General features: G+C 72.2%; 18 protein-coding genes. 9 read left to right on the top strand and 9 right to left on the bottom strand.

Annotation, left to right across the window (positions count from 1 at the left end):
- Window position 1: 1 nt before the first annotated feature.
- The 5 genes from H9I49_RS03410 to H9I49_RS03390 form a co-directional block, all read right to left on the bottom strand.
- Window positions 2-814 (bottom strand): PP2C family serine/threonine-protein phosphatase, encoded by an 813-nt coding sequence (locus H9I49_RS03410; protein WP_188028893.1) that lies wholly within the window; start codon window positions 812-814, stop codon window positions 2-4.
- A complete protein-coding gene (locus tag H9I49_RS03405; RefSeq protein ID WP_188028892.1) occupies window positions 811-1,320 on the bottom strand; it encodes a hypothetical protein in 510 nt (169 codons plus the stop codon). Before H9I49_RS03405 ends, H9I49_RS03410 begins: the two co-directional genes overlap by 4 nt.
- Window positions 1,321-1,426: 106 nt before the next feature.
- Complete coding sequence (locus H9I49_RS03400) at window positions 1,427-2,671, bottom strand: hypothetical protein (RefSeq protein WP_188028891.1); 1,245 nt, start codon at window positions 2,669-2,671, stop codon at window positions 1,427-1,429.
- On the bottom strand, window positions 2,668-3,222 hold the full coding sequence (locus H9I49_RS03395) for a hypothetical protein (RefSeq protein ID WP_188028890.1): 555 nt from the start codon (window positions 3,220-3,222) through the stop codon (window positions 2,668-2,670). The genes H9I49_RS03400 and H9I49_RS03395 overlap by 4 nt, the downstream gene beginning before the upstream one ends.
- A 117-nt stretch (window positions 3,223-3,339) precedes the next feature.
- The gene (locus H9I49_RS03390) at window positions 3,340-4,839 is read right to left on the bottom strand and encodes a CCA tRNA nucleotidyltransferase (RefSeq protein ID WP_370587407.1); all 1,500 of its coding nucleotides are present in this window, start codon (window positions 4,837-4,839) and stop codon (window positions 3,340-3,342) included.
- Window positions 4,840-4,986: 147 nt separating this feature from the next.
- Between H9I49_RS03390 and H9I49_RS03385 the strand changes: the two genes are divergently transcribed.
- From H9I49_RS03385 to H9I49_RS03350, 8 genes are all read left to right on the top strand, one after another.
- Window positions 4,987-5,472 (top strand): NUDIX hydrolase, encoded by a 486-nt coding sequence (locus H9I49_RS03385; protein ID WP_188028889.1) that lies wholly within the window; start codon window positions 4,987-4,989, stop codon window positions 5,470-5,472.
- 41 nt (window positions 5,473-5,513) lie between these two features.
- Window positions 5,514-7,865, top strand: a complete 2,352-nt coding sequence (locus tag H9I49_RS03380; RefSeq protein WP_188028888.1) for a DUF6049 family protein — start codon at window positions 5,514-5,516, stop codon at window positions 7,863-7,865.
- A gap of 67 nt (window positions 7,866-7,932) precedes the next feature.
- Window positions 7,933-9,891, top strand: coding sequence for a protein kinase family protein (locus H9I49_RS03375; protein ID WP_188028887.1), 1,959 nt, complete (start codon window positions 7,933-7,935; stop codon window positions 9,889-9,891).
- 3 nt (window positions 9,892-9,894) lie between these two features.
- Window positions 9,895-10,467, top strand: a complete 573-nt coding sequence (gene sigM / locus H9I49_RS03370; protein WP_188028886.1) for an RNA polymerase sigma factor SigM — start codon at window positions 9,895-9,897, stop codon at window positions 10,465-10,467.
- Between the two features lie 241 nt (window positions 10,468-10,708).
- A complete protein-coding gene (locus H9I49_RS03365; protein ID WP_188028885.1) occupies window positions 10,709-11,617 on the top strand; it encodes a hypothetical protein in 909 nt (302 codons plus the stop codon).
- A gap of 195 nt (window positions 11,618-11,812) precedes the next feature.
- Window positions 11,813-12,871 carry a thioredoxin-disulfide reductase gene (gene trxB / locus H9I49_RS03360; protein WP_188028884.1) on the top strand — a complete coding sequence of 353 codons (1,059 nt, stop codon included), beginning with the start codon at window positions 11,813-11,815 and terminating at the stop codon, window positions 12,869-12,871.
- 44 nt (window positions 12,872-12,915) lie between these two features.
- Window positions 12,916-13,245 (top strand): thioredoxin, encoded by a 330-nt coding sequence (gene trxA, locus H9I49_RS03355; protein WP_045189044.1) that lies wholly within the window; start codon window positions 12,916-12,918, stop codon window positions 13,243-13,245.
- A gap of 142 nt (window positions 13,246-13,387) precedes the next feature.
- Complete coding sequence (locus H9I49_RS03350) at window positions 13,388-14,605, top strand: N-acetylmuramoyl-L-alanine amidase (protein WP_188028883.1); 1,218 nt, start codon at window positions 13,388-13,390, stop codon at window positions 14,603-14,605.
- Between the two features lie 47 nt (window positions 14,606-14,652).
- On the opposite strand, the gene H9I49_RS03345 is transcribed toward H9I49_RS03350, so the two are convergent.
- Window positions 14,653-15,309, bottom strand: a complete 657-nt coding sequence (locus H9I49_RS03345) for an N-acetyltransferase (RefSeq protein ID WP_188028882.1) — start codon at window positions 15,307-15,309, stop codon at window positions 14,653-14,655.
- A 106-nt stretch (window positions 15,310-15,415) separates the two neighbouring features.
- On the opposite strand from H9I49_RS03345, the gene H9I49_RS03340 reads away from it, so the two are divergent.
- Window positions 15,416-16,432 carry a glutathione S-transferase family protein gene (locus H9I49_RS03340; protein ID WP_188028881.1) on the top strand — a complete coding sequence of 339 codons (1,017 nt, stop codon included), beginning with the start codon at window positions 15,416-15,418 and terminating at the stop codon, window positions 16,430-16,432.
- 97 nt (window positions 16,433-16,529) lie between these two features.
- Here the strand turns inward: H9I49_RS03340 and H9I49_RS03335 are convergent, their stop codons facing one another.
- The 3 genes from H9I49_RS03335 to H9I49_RS03325 all read right to left on the bottom strand — a co-directional run bounded on the left by H9I49_RS03335 (window position 16,530) and on the right by H9I49_RS03325 (window position 19,478).
- The gene (locus H9I49_RS03335) at window positions 16,530-17,387 is read right to left on the bottom strand and encodes an alpha/beta fold hydrolase (RefSeq protein ID WP_188028880.1); all 858 of its coding nucleotides are present in this window, start codon (window positions 17,385-17,387) and stop codon (window positions 16,530-16,532) included.
- A gap of 103 nt (window positions 17,388-17,490) precedes the next feature.
- The gene (locus H9I49_RS03330; protein ID WP_188028879.1) at window positions 17,491-18,381 is read right to left on the bottom strand and encodes a metallophosphoesterase; all 891 of its coding nucleotides are present in this window, start codon (window positions 18,379-18,381) and stop codon (window positions 17,491-17,493) included.
- Window positions 18,382-18,617: 236 nt separating this feature from the next.
- Window positions 18,618-19,478 (bottom strand): Fpg/Nei family DNA glycosylase, encoded by an 861-nt coding sequence (locus H9I49_RS03325; protein WP_188028878.1) that lies wholly within the window; start codon window positions 19,476-19,478, stop codon window positions 18,618-18,620.
- Window positions 19,479-19,562: the final 84 nt, after the last annotated feature.

Genomic DNA, 19,562 nt, shown 5'->3' with positions numbered 1-19,562 from the left:
TCTACGACCTGCTCTCCCCTGATGAGCCGTTCACGTTCTCGCGCGGGGTCGTGTCCTCGTCCACGTCGGAGTCCGAGTCCTCCCCCTGCACCGCGACGACGATAGCAGTGACGTTGTCGCGACCCCCGGCCCGGACCGCGCGACGGACGAGCTCGTCGGCGGCCTCCTGGGCGTCGTGGTGCTCGGCCAGGACGGCCTCGATCTGCTCCCGGGTCAGCTCGTTGGACAGACCGTCGGAGCAGATGACGAAGACCTCGCCCGGGTAGGGGGGGAACACCCACGTGTCGACGACGCCCATCGGGTCACGACCCAGCGAGCGGGTCACGATGTTTCGACCGGGGTGGTGCTGTGCCTCTTCGGGTGTGATGAGCCCGCGCTCGACGAGCTCCCACACCTCTGAGTGGTCGACGGTCACCTGGGAGAGCTCACCGTCGAGGCAGCGGTAGACGCGGGAGTCGCCGATGTTGAAGACGGCCCAGTGGCGGGAGCCGCCGACGGAGACGAGCGCGAGGCCCGCGACGGTGGTGCCCATGCCGGTCTGCTCGGGATGCCGCGCGGCCGAGGCAAGGATGCGCCGGTTGGCCTCCTCGACCTGGCCGACGATGTCGCGCACCTGCACGACGGGACGGTCGCCGAGCTCGACGAGCGTCTCGACCGCGATCCGGCTCGCCACCTCGCCCGCGGCGTGACCGCCCATGCCGTCGGCGACGACGAACACGGTTCCCTTCGAGAGCGCGGTGTCCTCGTTGTGCTGGCGGACGCGACCCACATCGGTCGCGAGGCCTGCCGAGATGGCCGGCAGCGTCGTGCTCATGCGCCCAGTCCCCCGTCACGAGCGACGCCCCAGGGGGTGACGCGCACCGTCGTCAGGACCTGCCGGATCAGCTCGTAGTCGGTCTCTGCGTCCGGACCGCCGACCGCGCCGGTGAGCTGCACGAGGTGGGCCGCGGTTCCGGGTCGACCGGACGACACGACGTGGAAGAGGTTGGCCTGCAGCACCGTCTCGACGTCCGGGTCGGGCCAGGTCGCGTCGCACCCGACGAAGTGCGCGTCACCCAGCTCGGCGGCATACGGCTCGGACACCGCGCCCCCGCGCGACGTGGCCATGGTGCGGATCTGCTCGAGGGAGTCCTCGACCCGGAACGAAGGACCGCACTGCTCGATGCTGACGACGACGTTGGGCGCGAACGCCCCCTCGCGCGGGAGCCGGGCCGCGATGGTCGTGCCGGGCCGGTGGGCGGGCTCCCACCCCTCGGGCACCTCGAGGCTCACCGAGGGCTGGCCCGGGAAGTCCGCGCTCGGATAGGCGAGGGTGCTCATGGTCGGTCCTTTCGGTCGTTCCCGCGGGGGTCGGGGACGGCGCGGTCAGTCAATCATTCTGGACGGGTGGTGTCAGGTCGGCTGACGCCCGGGCAATGGGACGCGCTCACCAGCCGAACACCCGCCCGACGCTTTCGGCGCCCTGCCTGAAACCGCCCTCGATGGCGGAGCCCGCGCCGCCGAGGCCGTGGCCGACATCGTCGACGAACTCCTTCGGCTGCACGTCGACGCTGAACTTCGCCCCTGCACCGACGCCCACCGCGGCGCCGACGTCGACGTTGGCCTTGACCCGCTCGGCGCTGAACACGGCGTCCACCTTGGCGTGCCCGCCGATGCCGGCATAGACCTCGCCACCCACGGTGCCCCCGATGCCGGCGATGCTGCCGCCCAGCTCGGCCGCCGCCTTCGCCCCCGCGAACGCCTCGGCCCCAGCATGCGCCTTGATGCCGTCCTTCCCGATCCCGATCGACGTGTCGGCCTTCGCCTCGGCGCCGGCCATCGCCGAGGCAGCCGCGTGGCCCGCGAACGGGCCGTCGTCGTAGGAGATGCCGGCCTCGCCCTTCGCCCCCGCGAACGCTTCGGCTCCCACCTTCGCGCGGAGCCCCTCCTTGCCCAGGCTGACGCTCGCGTCGGCTTTCGCCTCGGCCCCGACGAACCCGCTCGCCTCGTACTTGCCGTGCTCGCCGAGGTTGCCCTCGACCCCACCCCGCAGCAGGTACGCGCCGGCACCCGCTCCGGCGCCGGCATACAGGGCCCCGTCCTTGAGGCCCGCCTCGGCGTGGTGCCTGCTCTCGGTGCCGAGCGTCCCTCCGTATGCCGCGTGGTCGGCGTGCGCCTCGTCCGTGACGTCGCCGGCGGCGTCGTAGAACGTCTTCTGGTAGTCGGTGCGGACGTCCTCGTCCTTGTGGGTCCAGTTGACGGCGCCGAGGGCGCCGTCGATGAGCCCGACCTTCCCGTGGCTGTCGCCGCCGAGGTTCGCGTCGTACTTCTTGCCCTGGGTCCTCGTCACGTCGTTGAGGCCGCCCGGGCCGGTTGGGCCGCCGCCACCATCGGCCCCGCCGCTGCAGCCGTGGGCGGTGCCGCTCGCGGCCCGCTGGGCGGCGACGTTGTCGTCAAGGCGTCGGGCCATCGCGTCGAGAGCACCGCTGCAGGCACGCAGGCCGGGCAGGCACGTGGTCGTGAACGTGTCGACGAGGGAGAGCAGGTCGTCGCCGCTCCAGTTGCCGCGGATCGTGCCCACTGCCGAGCGCGTGCTCGACTCGAGGCGGTTGAGCTCGGCCTGCATGGCGGAGAGGCTGCGGGCGATCCCGGTCAGGGCCTCGGGGTCGGCGCCGTTGCGGTAGGCCGTCACGGCCGGCCCTCCCCGCTGGCCGTTGTGAGCGCGTCGTCGACGAGAGGAGTCGTTCCCTCGGCGGGCGTGACCCGGAGCTCGTCGATGACCGCGTGCAGGGTCGCGTAGTCCTCGCGATGGCGGGCGGCGCCGATGGTGCCGGTGACGGTGATGCGCACCAGCCCTGCGTCGACGTCACGGCGGAGGAACCCGAAGAGACTGCTCGTCAGGAGGGTCCCGGCGACGGGGTCGACGAAGCTGAGGTCGCGGCCGAAGAAGGTGAGGCCGCCGATGGTCCGCGCGTAGACCTCGCCCGCGGCTCCCTGGGGGCGCTCCGCGGCCGAGCCGGCGACGGCCTCGAGGTCGGTGCGCACCGTGTGCTCGGCCACCACCTCGTCGACGGTGACGACGACGTTGGCCTTGAACTCGCCGTCGGGCAGCGGCCGGAGCGCCGCGAGCGCCGCCCCCGCAAGCTCGCTGACGGCCGGGACGGCCTCCCAGCCGTCGGGGACCCTGAGCTCCAGCGCGGGACGACCCGGGAAGAGCGCACTCGGGAACTCCAGCGTCGCCATCGTGACCCCCTGCCTGACCACCCCTGGCGGTCGCCCTCGACGGGGTGCCCCGTCTGGGCGTGAGCGTAGGTCCGCTCAGGTCGGCGCGGCGATGGGGAGAACTCCCCGCCCCGTGGCTCAGGCGGAGGACTCGCGCGCCGCCCACCAGGCGACGAGCTTCTCGCGAGCCGCGTCCTTGCCGATGGGGCCGTCGTCGAGTCGGACCGACAGCAGGTAGTCGTACGCCTCTCCGAGCACCGGTCCGGGCCGGATGCCGAGCGCCTCGGCGATCTCGTTGCCGTTGAGCTCGGGCCGGACGCTCGCCAGCTCCTCCTCGGCGGCGAGCCGCTCGATGCGCGCCTCGAGGTCGTCGTACGCGCGCGAGAGCCGCTGCGCCTTGCGCACGTTGCGGGTCGTGCAGTCCGAGCGGGTCAACCGGTGCAGGCGTGCGAGCAGCGGGCCGGCGTCCGTGACGTACCGGCGTACGGCCGAGTCGGTCCACTGGCCCTCGCCGTAGCCGTGGAAGCGCAGGTGCAGCTCGACGAGGCGCGCGACCTGTCTGGTCGTGTCCTTGTCGAAGCGCATGGCCTTCATCCGTCGGCTCGTCAGCTTGGCGCCCACGAGCTCGTGGTGGTGGAAGGAGACCCCACCCCCGTCCTCGAAGCGACGGGTCGCGGGCTTGCCGATGTCGTGGAGCAGCGCGGCGAGGCGGAGCACGAGGTCGGGTCCGGGCACCGAGTCGGGCGGGCCGTCGGCCGGCCCCTCGAGGTCGACGGCCTGCTCGAGGACGATGAGCGAGTGCTCGTAGACGTCCTTGTGCCGGTGGTGCTCGTCGAGCTCGAGGCGCAGCGCCGGGAGCTCGGGCAGGAACACGTCGGCGAGTCCCGTGTCGACGAGGAGCGTCAGGCCCGCGCGCGGGCGCGGCGACAGGACCAGCTTGACGAACTCCTCGCGTACGCGTTCGGCGGAGATCATCGAGAGCGTGGCCGCGCGTTCGGTCATGGCCGCGCGCACCTCGGGTGCGACGTCGAAGCCGAGCTGCGCGGCGAACCGCGCCGCCCGCATCATCCTCAGGGGGTCGTCGGCGAACGACTCCTCCGGCGCGGCGGGCGTCATGAGCCGACGTGACACCAGGTCGGACAGACCGCCGTGCACGTCGACGAACTCGAGGCTCGGCAGCCGGATCGCCATCGCGTTGACGGTGAAGTCGCGGCGGACGAGGTCGCCCTCGAGGCTGTCGCCGAACATCACCTCCGGCCTGCGGGACGTCCGGTCGTAGGTGTCGGCACGGTACGTGGTGATCTCGATGACGAGCGCACCCTTGCGCAGGCCGATGGTGCCGAAGTCGCGACCGATGTCCCAGTGGGCGTCAGCCCACCCGGTCACGGCCGCGACGATCGCCTCGGGCCGCGCGTCGGTGGTCAGGTCGAGGTCGGGCGACACCCGGTCGAGGAAAGCGTCGCGCACCGGGCCGCCGACCAGGGCCAGCTCGTGCCCCGCAGCCGCGAACCGCCGGCCCAGCTCGGTGAGCAACGGCAGCACGGGGGCGAGTCGCGCGACGGCTGCGCGCAGCAGCGGGAGGCCGGCGTCGGCGGGCTGGGCACCACCGGGAACGGGCGTGTCAGGTCGATCGGGCACGCGCCCCAGCCTAGTGAGCCGTGCTGGCGCGCCTGACCGACCGGCGGCAGCGCGGCGCACCCTGTCGGACACGCCGTGCGGGCGCCGTCCGTGCAGGGCTTCGCCGACGACGGGGGCCGTTCGCGCCGCGCCCGTTATGGTGGCGATGTGAGCGCGCAGCCCGTCCCCAGCCACGTGCCGGGGAGGCGTCTGCCCGCCGTCGAGGAACGCTCCGCCGGGGGCATCGTCGTCGACGTGCAGGAAGGCCTGGCCCTCATCGCGATCATCGCCCGCCGCAACCGTGCCGGCCGCATCGAGTGGTGCCTGCCCAAGGGTCACGTCGAGCCCGGTGAGACCCTCGTCGAGACCGCCGCGCGCGAGGTTGCCGAGGAGACGGGCATCGTCGGCCGCGTCCTCGTCGAGCTCGGCACCATCGACTACTGGTTCGCGACGTCGACGAAGCGCGTGCACAAGTTCGTGCACCACTACCTGCTCGAGGCCACGGGCGGTGAGCTCTCCATCGAGAACGACCCCGACCACGAGGCCATCGACGTGGCCTGGATGCGGCTCGACGAGGTGCACCGCCGGCTGACCTTCCCCAACGAGCGCCGCATCGCCCAGGCGGCGTGGAACCGGCTGGCAGGGACGGCGTGATCCGCGCAGGGTCGCGGCGTCCGGGATCGAGAGGGCGCCGCGTGACCCGTCTCGCTCGGACGCTGACCGCCACGGTCGTCACCGCTGCAGCGCTCGGTCTGTCGGTCGGTGGCACGGTTACGGCCTCCGTCGCGAGCGCCGGCGCCTCCGGCGCGCTGGAGCATGCCGCTGCATCCCAGGGATCCCTCGTGTCCTCGAGCCCCCGCCCCGGCGTGACCCCCGCCAGGGACGTCGCCCTGATCGTCCTGCAGACGATGAGCCCGGCCGTCGTGCGCCCCGGCACCGACGTGACGATCACCGGCACGGTCACGGCACCGCTGACGGGTCCGTTGTCGTCGCCCGAGCTGCGGGTCGTGCGCGGGGACGTGACGATCATCAAGCGCGAGGCCCTCGACGCCTGGGCCTCCGGACGCACCGAGACCTCCGGCCGCACGGTCGCGACCACCGCTATGCCGACCGTGGCCGCGGGCCAGACCCGCGCGTTCACCACGACCGTGCCGTGGGAGCGGCTCCGGTCCGACGAGCCGTTCGCAGCACTGCCCGTCTCGGTCGAGGTCGTCCAGGAGGGTGCGAGCGAGCCCACGGGCAAGACGCGCACGTTCGTCGCGTGGAACAGCCGCAAGGAGTACGTCCCCCTCGCCGTGGCGACCGTGCTGCCGGTGACGCTCGACCCCGACATCGACCTCTTCTCCCGCGACGACGTGGCCCGCCAGGCCGCCTGGCAGCGCGTCATCGGCCCGGGATCGCGGGTCGACCGGATCCTCGAGGGCACCCGCGGCCGGCCCGTCAACCTCGCCGTCGACCCGTCGGTGCTCGGTCCCGCGGCAACGGCCGATCCCGGCGCCGGCGGCCCGACGCCGTCGGGAAGCGGCACGTCGACGGGCACTCCGGCCCCCGGCGGGAGCTCCGGCACCTCGTCCGGTGCCACGCCTCCGTCCCCGGTGCCCACCACCCCCACAAGCACTGTCGCGCCGACGGGTCAGCCGACGGGTGAGGTGACCGACGACCCGTCGAGCGCCGCGTCGGTCATCGAGCGCCTCGGTGACGAGGTCGCCGCGCAGCTGCGCGGCCGCAGCGTGTGGTCGCTGCCGTATGCCGACGCCGACCTCGCCGCCACCGTCGGGACCGACCCGGCCAACTCCCTCGTGCGCGACCTCGTCAGCCGCGCGGCCACCCTGACCGCTCGTCTCGACCAGCCGGCACGGGCGGACATCATGTGGCCCGTCGACGGGCTGCTGCCGGCCGGCCGCGAGCAGGGTCTCAAGACGCTGCTGTCGGGCACGACCGTCAAGAAGCCCGCAGGCATCGTGGTCAGCGCGGCCGCCGTCACCAAGGCGACGGCATACACCCCGACCGCCCGGAGGGCGACGGCCTCCGGGACCCGGCTGCTCGCGTATGACACCCGCCTGTCGGCGCTGCTGCCCAGACGCGCAGATCCGAGCCCCGTCCTGTCGGTGCAGCGCTACCTGGCCGAGTCCCTCGTGCTCCTCGGCGAGCGCGCCGGCACCCCCCGCTCGGTGCTCGTCGCCGCGCCGCGCGGCTACGACCCCGACGCCGCAGGCCTCGCGACCTTCCTGACCGCGGTCTCGAGCGCCCCCTGGCTCGACACGGTCGATGCCGCGTCGCTGCTCAGCGACCGGGGCAACGACGTCGCCGTGCCGCAGACGAAGCCCACGACCCCCGTCGCGTCGGCCGCGCCCCGGCCGGTCCTCAACACCCGCCGGCTCTCGCAGATGGCCGACCAGCGCGACACGCTCCTCAGCGTCTCGTCGGTGCTGCGTGACGGGGACGCGTTCGAACGCACCTACCGGGGCGTCCTCGACGAGCTCGCGAGCGCCCGGTGGCGCTACCGCCCGAGCTCGTGGGGCAACCTCGCGAACTCCGTCGCGACCGACGTCCGGTCCGCGACGAGCGCGATCAAGGTCGCCTCGCGTGCCACGGTCAACCTGCTCGCCGAGACCGGAACCCTCCAGGTGACGATCGAGAACGGGCTCGACTACACGGTGCAGGACATCCGCCTGCGTCTCGCCCCGAACAACCCACGCATCCAGGTGATCGAGCAGCCGGGGCCCATCACGATCGGCCCCTCGTCGCGCACCAACGTGCCCGTGGAGGTGGCCGCGGTCGCTGCCGGGCGCGCCGAGATCCGGGCCTTCCTCACGACGGCCGACGGCACCCAGATCGGCTCGCCCGCGACGATCAAGGTGTCCGCGAACCCCATCGACGGCGCGATCTACTGGGTCGGTGGCGTCCTCGTCGGCCTCGTCCTGCTGTTCGGCGTCGTGCGGGCCATCGTCAAGGGCACGTCGCGTGTCGACGAGATCGCCGACATCGAGGCGGTCACCGCGGCGCACGAGGCCCTCGGCGATTCGGAGGACAGGGATCGCCGGTGACTCGGCCTAGGATGGGCCCCGAGCCACGAATCCACGCACGACGACCGGACGAGGGAGGGTGACGCACGTGCAGGGAGTCGGACCCGGATCCGTCCTGGGCGGCCGCTATGCGGTGACGCTGCGCACCTCCGAGGGCACCCACCACGAGCGCTGGCGCGCCAACGACCACACCCTCGAGCGCGAGGTCGTGCTCGTCTGCTTCCCCGCCCGCTCGTCTGTCGCCGCCCCGGCGCTCGACGCCGCCAGGCGCGCGGCGGGCATCGAGGACTCGCGCCTCGTCCGCGTGCTCGACGTCGGGTCCGACCAGGGCGTCGGCTTCATCGTCGAGGAGCCGCTGACCGGTGCCGTGCCGCTCTCCCACCTGCTGCAGGGCGGCGGCCTGTCCCCCGACGAGGTGCGCCGGCTCACCGGAGAGGCCGCGACGGCGCTCGACAAGGCCGGCCACCGCGGGCTGCACCACCTGGCCCTCTCGCCGAGCTCGGTGCTGCGCATGCCCGACGGCGAGGTGAAGGTCCGCGGCCTCGCCACCGAGGCCGCCCTCACCGACGCCGACCGCCTCTCCGACGAGCAGGCCTCCCGTGCCGACGCCGTGGGCCTCGTCAAGATCGCGTATGCCGGGCTCACCGGTCGCTGGCCCATGGTGGCCGTCGACGGCGGCCTGGTCCCTGCGGGTGCACCCGTCGGCCTGGAACCCGCGCCGACGATCGTCGGGGGCGTCGCCGCGCCCTCCGAGATCGCCGTGGGTGTCCCCAACGACCTCGACCTCATCTGTCGGATGACCCTGTCCGGTGCCCGGCGCGGACCGGTGTCGCCCGGTGACCTCGCCCTCCAGATCGCCCCCTGGCCGTCCGAGCCGCCCGCCTCCGACGGCGCGACCGGCATCGGCCTGCGCAGCCGCGAGGAGCTGGAGCCCACACGCGTCCTGCCCGCCGTGGGTGCGAGCGCAGCCGCCGGAGCCCCGGGCGCCAGCCTCCATGCGGATGCCGCCGACGGACTTCAGGGTGACCCGCCGGGCCAGTCCGAGACCTCCTTCTTCGACAGCCTCTCCGAGGCGCGGTCGGGACAGTCCGTGGGCCCCGGTGACGAGCCTTCGCGCGGGGCGGGCGACGCGAGCGAGCGCATCCCCGGCGCTCTCGCCGCCGCCGGCGCCGCCGCGGCAGGTGTGGCCGGCTCCATCGGCGACAAGGTCGGCTCGTTCGCGCGCGCGGCGGCGGACAAGGCTGCGGCTCGCGCGGCCGAGCGCCGGTCCGCGCACGACGACGACTTCGACGGTGAGGAGATCGCCCTCGCCGACGCCCTCGAGGAGGCCCCGACCACGAGCCTCGAGCCGCCGCTTCCGGTCTTCGGCCGTGAGGTCCCGGAGGCCCCGAGCGGCGCCCAGTCGCGCATCGCACTCGCGATCGTCGGGGTCCTCGTGCTCGTCGCGCTCGTCATCGGCATCAACAACGTCGCGAAGATCGGCCAGCACGACGGTCCCGCCGTGGCCGTGACCGTCACCAAGACGCGCCCGCCGAGCACGTCGCAGCAGCAGCAGCAGCCGAGCACGTCCACACAGGCACCCTCGCCGACGACCCAGACCCCGGCCGGCCCGGTCGAGATCACGGGCGGCAAGGGCTTCGACCCGCAGGACGGCAACGAGGCCGACCAGAACGTCAAGAACGTCTACGACGGCTCCGACGACGACGGCTGGCGGTCACGCTGGTACGGCACGCCGTCGTACAACGGCGACAAGGACGGTGTGGGAGTCCTGCTCGAGCTCAGTGCCCCGACCGCCGTCAAGGAGGTCGAGCTCGACCTCCCCGCCGCCCAGAACGTCACCGTCTACGCCACCAACTCCGACTCCACCGACTCGCTCGACGGGGCCCAGAAGGTGGGTTCGATGAAGAACGCCGAGGGCCGGGTGACGATCAAGGCCGACGGGACCCTCGAGCCCGCGAGCAGGATCATCGTCTTCATCACCAAGGCAGGCCAGGCCGAGTCCGACGGCCGCTACCGCGCACAGATCAACGAAGTGACGGTGCGCTGACCGATGATCCCGGGGGTTGGCGCCCCGGTCGCCGAGCTGAGCGACCGGGAGCTGTTGGCACTTCACGTCGCCGGTGACGACCACGCCTTCGCCGAGCTGTTCCGTCGGCACAAGGACCGCATGTGGGCGGTCGCGCTGCGCACGGTGCGCGACCCCGAGCTCGCCGCCGACTGCGTTCAGGACGGCTTCATCGCGGCCTTCCGTCGCGCCGACTCCTTCCGGGGCGAGGCGGCCGTCACGACGTGGCTGCACCGAATCATCGTCAACGCCTGCCTCGACCGGCTCCGTCGCCGCAAGCCGACCACCGAGCTGCCCGAGTACGAGCTCGCCGACCGGCACGACCACCACGCCTCGACGGACGTACGCCTCGACATCCAGGAGGCGCTCGCCAGGCTGCCCGAGGGCCAGCGCGCGGCACTCGTGCTCGTCGACATGCATGCCGTGCCCGTCGCCGAGGCTGCCGTGATCCTGGGCGTCGCGGAAGGCACCATCAAGTCGCGCTGCGCCCGCGGTCGGGCGGCGCTCGCCCAGCACCTGGGGCTCACCCCGGGCGTGCGCCCGGTCCACGAGGACTGACGGCAGCAGCCCACGACCGCCGCCGCCGAAGGCAGCTGACGGCGGGCGGCCACGGCGAGGGCGTGGCCCGCAGACTGGGTAGGCAGCGTCCGACGGCGCGGCGCAGCTGCGCCTGGTGCCGAGGATGATGGTTGAATCCCGTGGAACCCGACGGCCACAGGGGGCCGTCGAACCCTTGGCGTCCGGCATACCTCTGCCAGCCCGTACGACCACTGCACGCACTGCCCGAAGGACCACATCCGTGGACGAGTCCGCGCACACCCCTGAGCACGACCGGCCGACCAGCGCCCCCGCAGAGCAGGAGACCCTCCCGACCGTGGCGCGGCGCTACGTCGCCGACGAGCCCGAGATCGAGGACGCCGGCCCCGAGCCGCACCTGGACGCCGAGGTCGAGGCCAGCGTGCAGGCGCTGCTCGCCGAGGCATCTGACCCTGGGCCGATGCCCGACGCGGTCGCCGACCGGATCTCGGCTGCCCTGCTCGATGCCGCCCGGCTGCGCGTCGACCCCGGGCCCCTCGTCATCGGCGCGCCGGGGGTCTCGATGGCCTCGATGGGCGCGGTGGACCCCGGCCAGGACAGCACGGGGCACACCGGCGGTTCCGTCCTGGCGATGCCGTCCCGCGCCGAACGGCCCAAGCCGATCTACCTCGTGGCCGCCGTCGCCGCGGCGGCAGCGGTCGTCGCGGTGGGCGCGTCCGCGCTGCACGTGACCAAGCGCCCCAACGGCGCGGCCGTCGTCGGCGACAGGTTCACGTCCGGTTCGACGAGCCCGACCCCGCCGCCCAGCACGTCCGGGGGGCTGCACATCCAGCTCAGCACGACGGCATACGATGCGACCAACCTCGCCGCCGAGGCACGTCAGCTGCTCGAGCACCCCGGCCGGCCGATCCGCGACCTCGCGGCGGAGGCTCCTTCCATCGGTCCCATCGCCACGCCGATCGGGCTCGAGTCCTGCCTCGAGGCCATCGGCGCGCTCGACGCGTCGAGCCCTGCCCCGGAGGCTGTGTCGGCCGACCTCGCGACCTACGACGGCCGACCCGCAGTGGTCGTCGTCGTGACCCGGAGCGGCGCGAGCACGGCCTGGGCGCTCGAGCGCAGCTGCTCCACCGGCTCCCCCGGAGTGCTCAAGGGCGCCACACCAGTCCCCTGAGCCTCGGGAGGACGCTGCCTTCACGCCATCTCGCGCCAAATGGGCGCCCGTCTGCGGCCTGACGGGCGCGGGAACAACGAACGCCTAGGATCGGTTGAGGCCTATGCGGCTCGCGGCCTTCCGCGGCACCGGCGTCCCCCGGCGTCCACGACGGCGAGCGGCCACGACACGAGAGCGTTACGAGGAGCAGCCCACATGTCCGACGTCCGCAACGTCATCATCATCGGCTCGGGACCCGCGGGCTACACCGCAGCCGTCTATGCCGCGCGCGCGAACCTCGCGCCCCTCGTCTTCGAGGGCGCCGTGACCGCCGGTGGGGCACTGATGAACACGACCGAGGTCGAGAACTTTCCCGGCTTCACGGACGGCATCCAGGGCCCCGAGCTCATGGACGGCATGCGCGCCCAGGCCGAACGTTTCGGCGCCGAGATCGTGACCGACGACGTCACCGCGGTCGACCTCACCGGCGAGCTCAAGAGCGTCACCGACGGCGAGGGCACCGTCCACCGCGCCAAGGCCGTCATCCTCGCGATGGGATCGGCGTACCGCGAGCTCGGCCTCCCCCGCGAGAAGGAGCTCTCCGGCCATGGCGTCTCGTGGTGCGCGACGTGCGACGGCTTCTTCTTCCGCGACCAGGACATCGCGGTCGTCGGTGGTGGCGACTCCGCCATCGAGGAGGCGACGTTCCTCACCAAGTTCGCCCGGAGCGTGACGATCGTGCACCGTCGCGACGAGCTGCGCGCCAGCAAGATCATGGCTGCCAGGGCGTTCGCCAACGACAAGATCCGGTTCGCCTGGAACTCCGAGATCGCCGAGATCCACGGCGAGGGCAGGCTCTCGGGCGTCACGCTGCGCGACACCGTCACGGGCGAGACCCGCGAGCTCGCGATCACCGGCCTCTTCGTCGCGATCGGCCACGACCCCCGCAACGAGCTGGTCAAGGGTCTCGTCGACACCGACGAGGCGGGCTACGTCCTCGTGCAGGGTCGCTCGACGCGCACCAACCTGCCCGGCGTGTTCGCGTCGGGCGACCTCGTCGACCACACCTACCGCCAGGCCATCACGGCGGCCGGTTCCGGCTGCGCCGCCGCGCTCGACGCCGAGCACTACCTCGCGGCGCTCGAGGACACCGGTTCGCCCGCCGAGGCAGCGGCCGAGGCCGCCGCGATCGACGAGACCGACTCGGGCCCGATCCCGGAGCCGAGCTCGCACCCGATCTCCGACCCGCGCGCCACCGTCGGCGCCGACGCCTAACCTCGAACCAGCCCCCACCCCGCCCCGCCGAACACCGAGAAGGAATCTCCATGGCACTGAAGAACACGACCGACGCCACCTTCGCCGACGACGTCCTCATGAGCGAGAAGCCCGTGCTCGTCGACTTCTGGGCGACGTGGTGCGGCCCGTGCCGCAAGGTCGCCCCCATCCTCGAGGAGATCAACGAGCAGTACGGCGACAAGATCGAGGTCGTCAAGCTCGACACCGACGCCAACGTCGACACGGCCGCTCGTTACGGCGTCGTGTCGATCCCGACGCTCAACGTCTACGTCAAGGGCGAGGTCGTCAAGACGATCGTCGGTGCGCACCCGAAGCCGAAGCTCCTGCGTGAGCTCGAGGAGTTCATCGCCTGATGCGGCTCGCCGAAGGGGTGGTCCACCGTTACCGGTGCCACCCCTTCGTCGTACTACGCTGCTTGACGGCGCCCGACTGCTCCGCCCGACGCACAGCCACACCGCGATCCCGTACGGAGCCCCTCCCCACGAAGGAGCCGAGATGACCCCACCGCAGTCAGTCGTGCTCCGGCGCGGCGACTCAGGCCCGGCCGTGGCCGCCGTGTGCGACCGGCTCGTGCTGTCCGGCGACCTCCCTGACGGGCCGGGCCATACCGACCGCCCCGACGAGCCGGTCTTCGACGAGCGGGTCGAGCAGGCGGTCAAGTCGTTCCAGCAGCGGCGGGGCCTCATCGTCGACGGCGTCGTGGGACGGTCGACGTATGCCGTCCTCGACGGTGCGCGCTGGGCGCTCGGTGACCGGGTGCTGCGCTACGTCCCCGAGCACTTCGTCGAGGGCGATGACGTCGTGGCGCTCCAGACGCGTCTCGCCGAGCTCGGCTTCACACCGGGCAAGGTCGACGGTCTGCACGGCCCCAACACCGATGCCGCGCTACGTGCCTTCCAGGCCGCGGTGGGCATGACCCCCGACGGCACTGTCGGACCGGAGACGATGCGGGCGTTCGCGGGCCTGCGCCGCTCGGTCAGCGGCGGCTCGGCCAACGCCCTGCGCGAGCGGGAGCAGATCCGCCGCAGCGGCTACAGCCTCAGCGGACGCACCATCGTGCTCGATCCCGGGCACGGAGGCGCCGACGGCGGTGCACAGGGCCACCGGGGGCTCGTCGAGGCCCGCCTCGCGCTCGACCTGGCCCGGCGCGTGGAGGGTCGGCTCTCCGCCCACGGCGTGAGTGTCGTCTTCACCCGCACGGAGACCACCGACGGTGGCAGCGACGAGGAGCGGGCCTCGTTCGCGAACTCGTGCGACGCCGACCTCGTGATCAGCCTCCACACCGACCACGCCGAGTCCGCCTCGGCGCACGGCGCCGCCTCGTACTTCTACGGCCACCCCGACAGCCAGGCACGCGCCGACTGGTCGGTCATCGGTGAGCGCTTCGCCGACCTGCTGCTGCGCGAGGTCGTGGCCCGCACCGGGCTCACCGACTGCCGCTCCCATGCGCGCACGTGGCCGCTGCTGCGTCGCACCCGGATGCCTGCCGTGCGCCTCGACTTCGGCTACCTCAGCCACGAGGGTGACGCGGCCGCCCTCACCGACCCGCAGACGCTCGACCACATCGCAGAGGCAGTCGTCGTGGCCCTCCAGCGCGTCTACCTCGGTGAGTCCGACACGGCTCGCACCGGTGTGCTGCGCCTCGACGACCTGCGCCGCCACCTCGAGACGATGCGCGCCCAGCAGGTACAGGCCGAGCGCACGGTCGGCTGAGCCGGACCCCACCACAGAAGCCGGCTACGACGACTGCGCCCGCGGGCTCAGGCGCGGTCGGTCACGCTCGCGTGGCTCGACCCGTTCGGGTGCGTCTCGGGCACCGGCCGCACCCCTGGTACGCGCGCGAGGACCCGCGCGACGGCCGCGGCGGCCTCGTCGCGAAGTGTGACGACCGTGCGCAGCTCGATGCGCAGCCGCGGATAGGCCGGGTGGTCACGCTCGACGCGGAAACCGACCTTCTCGAGGAACGCGACGTCGAGCACGCACGAGTGCCTCGAGACCGCCAGGGGGCGAGCCGCGACGACCTCGAGCGACCGGGCTCGGTGTCGCAGGGCGTCCTTGGCCGCCGACTGGACGAGGACCTTGCGCAGGCCGCGGCCGGCATCCGGCGGGGTCGTGACCGCGGTGACGAGCATCAGCGTGGAGGGGTCGGACGGCGACGTCGCGAAGGCCGCGAGGCGCGCGACGTGGCGGGCGGGCGCGACGACGACATGGCCCGCCGGCCGTCCATCGACATAGGCGATGCGGCCGGGCGGCCCCCAGTCCGCCGTCACGGCCTCGACCCAGTCGGCGAGCTGCTCGAGCGGCTCACGCGGGTCGGAGTGACCGTTGCGCGGGACCGTCTGCCAGAAGGTGCACGGCGCGCACGGGCCGACGAGGTCGCCGACGCGGTCAGGCGTCAGGGGGCGCAGCTCACGCATCACGCCTCCTCGATCCCTGCATGTTCCCCATTCTGACCTCACGACCCGACATCGGCACCACCAGCGCCGCCACCGTCGTGTCGCGACGCCGAACTAGGGTGGCGGCATGAGTAAGCCCGGCACCTACGTCGAGAAGAGCTTCAAGCGCGACACGAACTACATCACGACCCGCATCACCGCCGACGGACGCGACGGCTTCCCGGCCGAGGCCGGGCGCTACCGCCTCGTCGTGGCCCGCGCCTGCCCTTGGGCCAACCGCGCCATCATCGTGAGACGCCTGCTCGGTCTCGAGGACGCCCTGTCGATGGGGATCTGCGGGCCGACCCACGACAAGCGCAGCTGGACGTTCGACCTCGACCAGGGCGGGCTCGACCCCGTACTCAAGATCCCGCGCATCCAGGACGCCTACTTCAAGCGAGACCCCGACTACCCCCGCGGCATCACCGTGCCCGCCGTCGTCGACCTCCCGACCGGCGCGGTCGTGACGAACGACTTCAAGCAGATCACCATCGACCTCGAGACGCAGTGGCGCGCACTCCACCGCGAGGGTGCGCCGGACCTCTACCCCGAGGCCCTCGCCGACGAGATCGAGGCCGTGAGCGAGCCCATCTACCGCTACGTCAACAACGGCGTCTACCGGTGCGGCTTCGCCGGCACGCAGCAGGCCTACGAGAAGGCCTACCGAAGGCTCTGGGAGCACCTCGACCTGCTGGAGGAGCGGCTCAGGACCCGCCGTTACCTCGTCGGGGAGCACGTCACCGAGGCCGACGTGCGGCTGTTCACGACGCTCGCGCGCTTCGACCCCGTCTACCACGGTCACTTCAAGTGCAACCGCAGCAAGCTCAGCGAGATGCCCGTCCTGTGGGCCTACGCGCGAGATCTCTTCCAGACGCCGGGGTTCGGCGACACGGTCGACTTCACGCACATCAAGCGGCACTACTACGTCGTGCACCAGGACGTGAACCCGACGGGTGTCGTCCCCCTCGGCCCGGCGCTCGAGAACTGGGCGACGCCGCACGGACGAGAAGAGCTCGGCGGCTCCCCGTTCGGCGACGGTACTCCACCCGGCCCGCCGCGTGAGGTGGTGCCACCCGAGCACAACCCGGCCCTCGCGCTGCTATAGACCGCTGGAGCCCGGGCGCGCTCGGTGCCGGGAATGCCGTCGGGTTCCCTTGTCAGCCAGAAGAACCCGACGGCACAGGGCCGAGTGCGAGGCGCGGTCAGGGTGCTCCGGCCCGGAAGAAGTCGGCGAGCACCGGGGCCAGCGTGGCGGCGGGCACCTGGTGGAACTCGCCGGGGAGCTCGACGGCGGTCGCGTTCGGCAGGGCGTCCGCGACCACCTGGGCTGCGTCGTGCAGCCACGGCATCTGGGTGCCGCTGCTGCAGACCGACAGGAACGGGATCGTGACCCTGGCGAAGGTGTCCTCGGGGATGCTCTGGTCGTCGCCGCCGAGGCAGAGGCCGTCGTACCTCACCGTGTAGGTGAGTGAGAGCATCGGCTCCCACATCGGCGTGCCCTTCATGCCGTCGACCATCTCCGAGGGCATGCCCACGACGACGTTGTTGAAGTAGCGCAGGATGCCTTCGCGGTCGGCGGCGGCCTCGAAGCGCTCGAGCGTGCCGATGTAGTCGTCGGGTGCGGGCGGCCAGGCCTCGGTGCGATAGGGGACCTCGATGGCGGCGGCCCTGGCGAGAGGCACCGCGGCGGCAGCGGCCTCGATGACCAGCGCGCCACCAGACGATACCCCGAATGCGTAGGCGGGAGAACCGGTTTCGCCGGCGGCATCGACGATCGCACGGAGGTCCTCCACCTCTCGGGCGACGGCATACGGCTTGGTGTCCCCGCTGTCGCCCCGGCCGCGCCGGTCGTAGGTGACGCCGGTGAGGCCGAGCTCGCCGAGCGTCCGCGCGAGGTCACGGAAGGCGCCGCGATCGCAGAACGCGCCGCCGACGACGACGGCCGCCGGTCCGGAGCCGTACGCCTCGTAGGCGATCGTCGTGCCGTCCGCGGACGTGGCGTGCGCAACGGTGGTCGTGGTCGTGCCGGTGTTCTCGGTCGTGTCGGACGTGGTACTCATCGGGTGCTCCTCTGGTGCGTGGTGCCGGCTGCTGTCACCTGGATGTCGAACGGCGTAGCCTCCTCTCGACATTTCGATTCTCGAAATGTCGCTGTGCGCCCGCTCAGCGCTTCGTCGAGAAGACGGTCCGGCGATCCTCCTCCGGGACCGTCGCCATGAACTCGACGACGGCCTCACTGAGGCTCGGCCACGTCGGATGCTGCTCGACGGGGGCCACCGTGCCGACGATCGAGTCGGCGTGCACCTCGATGAGGTTCCACGACTGCGGCCCGTCGACGCCCATGAGCAGGTCGCGCGGGGCGCCGACGTCGTCGACGTAGCTCACTCCACCTGCGACGAAGACGGGGATGCCGCCGAGCGTGCCGAAGCTCGTCACGTGCAGGTGCCCGCTGAGGATGGCCCGCACATCGGTGCCCTCAAGCGCCGACCGCAGCCGGTCGACGCCGTCGAAGTCGAGCAGCTGCATGACGGGGGACCGGTAGGTGATGGGTGCGTGATGGGTCACGAGAATCGTGCCGTGCTCTGCCGGCACCGCGAGCTCCCTTGCGAGCCAGTCGTACTGGTCGTCGGAGAAGCCGCCGTGATGGAAGCCCGGCACGGCCGAGTCGACGTCGATGATCCGCAGCCCGTTGACCAGCGTGACGGTGTCCTGCGGCTCGTCGCTGTCACGGCCGTACAGCTCCCGAGCCAGCGGTCGGCGCTCGTCGTGGTTGCCACCGGTCATGACCAGCGCGGCCCCCAGACGCTCGGCGACGGGCTCGACCATCCCACGCAGCAGCGCATATGCCTCCGGTTGGGCACTGTCGGTGAGGTCGCCGGACAGCACGATCGCGTCGAACCGCTCCCCCGAGGCCTCCACCTTCTCGAGCGCCGTACGGAACTTCGCCACGGTGTCGATGTGGCCCTGGAGCAGGCCGTCCCCGACGATCAGGTGCATGTCGGACAGGTGGGCGATGACGTGCGTCGGCGCCGGCCGGCTCCCCGTGAAGACCATGGCGCCAATGTATGCCGCCGGGCCCGCTCGAGTGTCCTCGCGCCGGCGACGTCGTGGGCGTGACCCTGAGTACGAGAAGGGCGTCGACCGGCTGGCCGACCTCCGTGCCGCCGGGGGCGGTCGAATTCTCCTCAGGTCCGAGCTGCTGACCGACGCCACTCCCGCGCACACTTCGACGGGTGGTGATCCCCAGACCCGTTGTGCACCAAGGGCTTTCGGTCGCCAGGTACAGGTCGTCAGTGGCGGACCTGGCAGGCGGGACACCAGTAGAGCGTCCGTCCCGACACCTGGGCGTCCCGGATCGGTGCGCCGCAGCGCGGGCAGGCCTCACCGGTGCGCTTGTAGACGAGGAACCGTCGCTCGAACGTGTCGCCGAGTCGTTCCCCCGTGAGCCGACGGGTGATCTCTCGTGTGCGGACGGACCGTCGGGCCCGGCTCGCGGCCGTCACCTGGTTGGGCATCGTGATGATCTGCGAGAACGTCCGCCCCAGCGGCATGAGGAGCACGAGGTCCTGCCAAATCTGCTCCCACGTCGTCGGGTCGAGGTCACGCCCGGGAGTGAACGGGTCGACCTCGAGTCGGTGGAGCACCTCGCAGCGGTACACGTTGCCGACACCTGAGACGACCGACTGGTCCATCAGGAGTTCACCGATTCCCTTACGGGACTTGCGGATTCGCACCATGGCGGTCTCCGGTCGCTGGGCGCGCCGAAGCGGGTCAGGGCCGAGCGTGGAGACGATCTCACGCTGGCGCGATCGGTCGACGAGCGTGCAGATCATCGGGCCCCGCAGGTCCGCCCAGTGCTCCGGCCCGACGAGGCGCAGGCGTACGGCTCCCACCGGCGCCGGTGGCGGCATACCCCCGAGGGGTTTCACGGCGAACTGTCCGATGAGCCCGAGGTGCACGTGGAGATTGACCGCCCCGATCTCCACGAAGAGGTGCTTGCCCCAGGCCTGGGCTCGCTCGAGCACCTGCCCGTCGAGGTGCTCGGCGTCGGCGGCGAACCGACCCTGTGGGCTCGTGGCCTCGATGCGGTGGCTGCGGAAGGCCCTCTCGAGGCGGTCGGCCAACGCATGGATGGTGTGTCCCTCGGGCATCCTCGTCCTCTTCGTCACTCGTCCCCGGCCCGCCGCCTGGAACCGCAGGACCGATCCTGCCCGACGTGGGCCCGTCGACGGCTA

The organism is Terrabacter sp. MAHUQ-38, from assembly GCF_014518425.1.
Taxonomy (GTDB): Bacteria; Actinomycetota; Actinomycetes; order Actinomycetales; family Dermatophilaceae; genus Terrabacter.
This window is presented reverse-complemented; position numbering and strand designations above follow the sequence as displayed.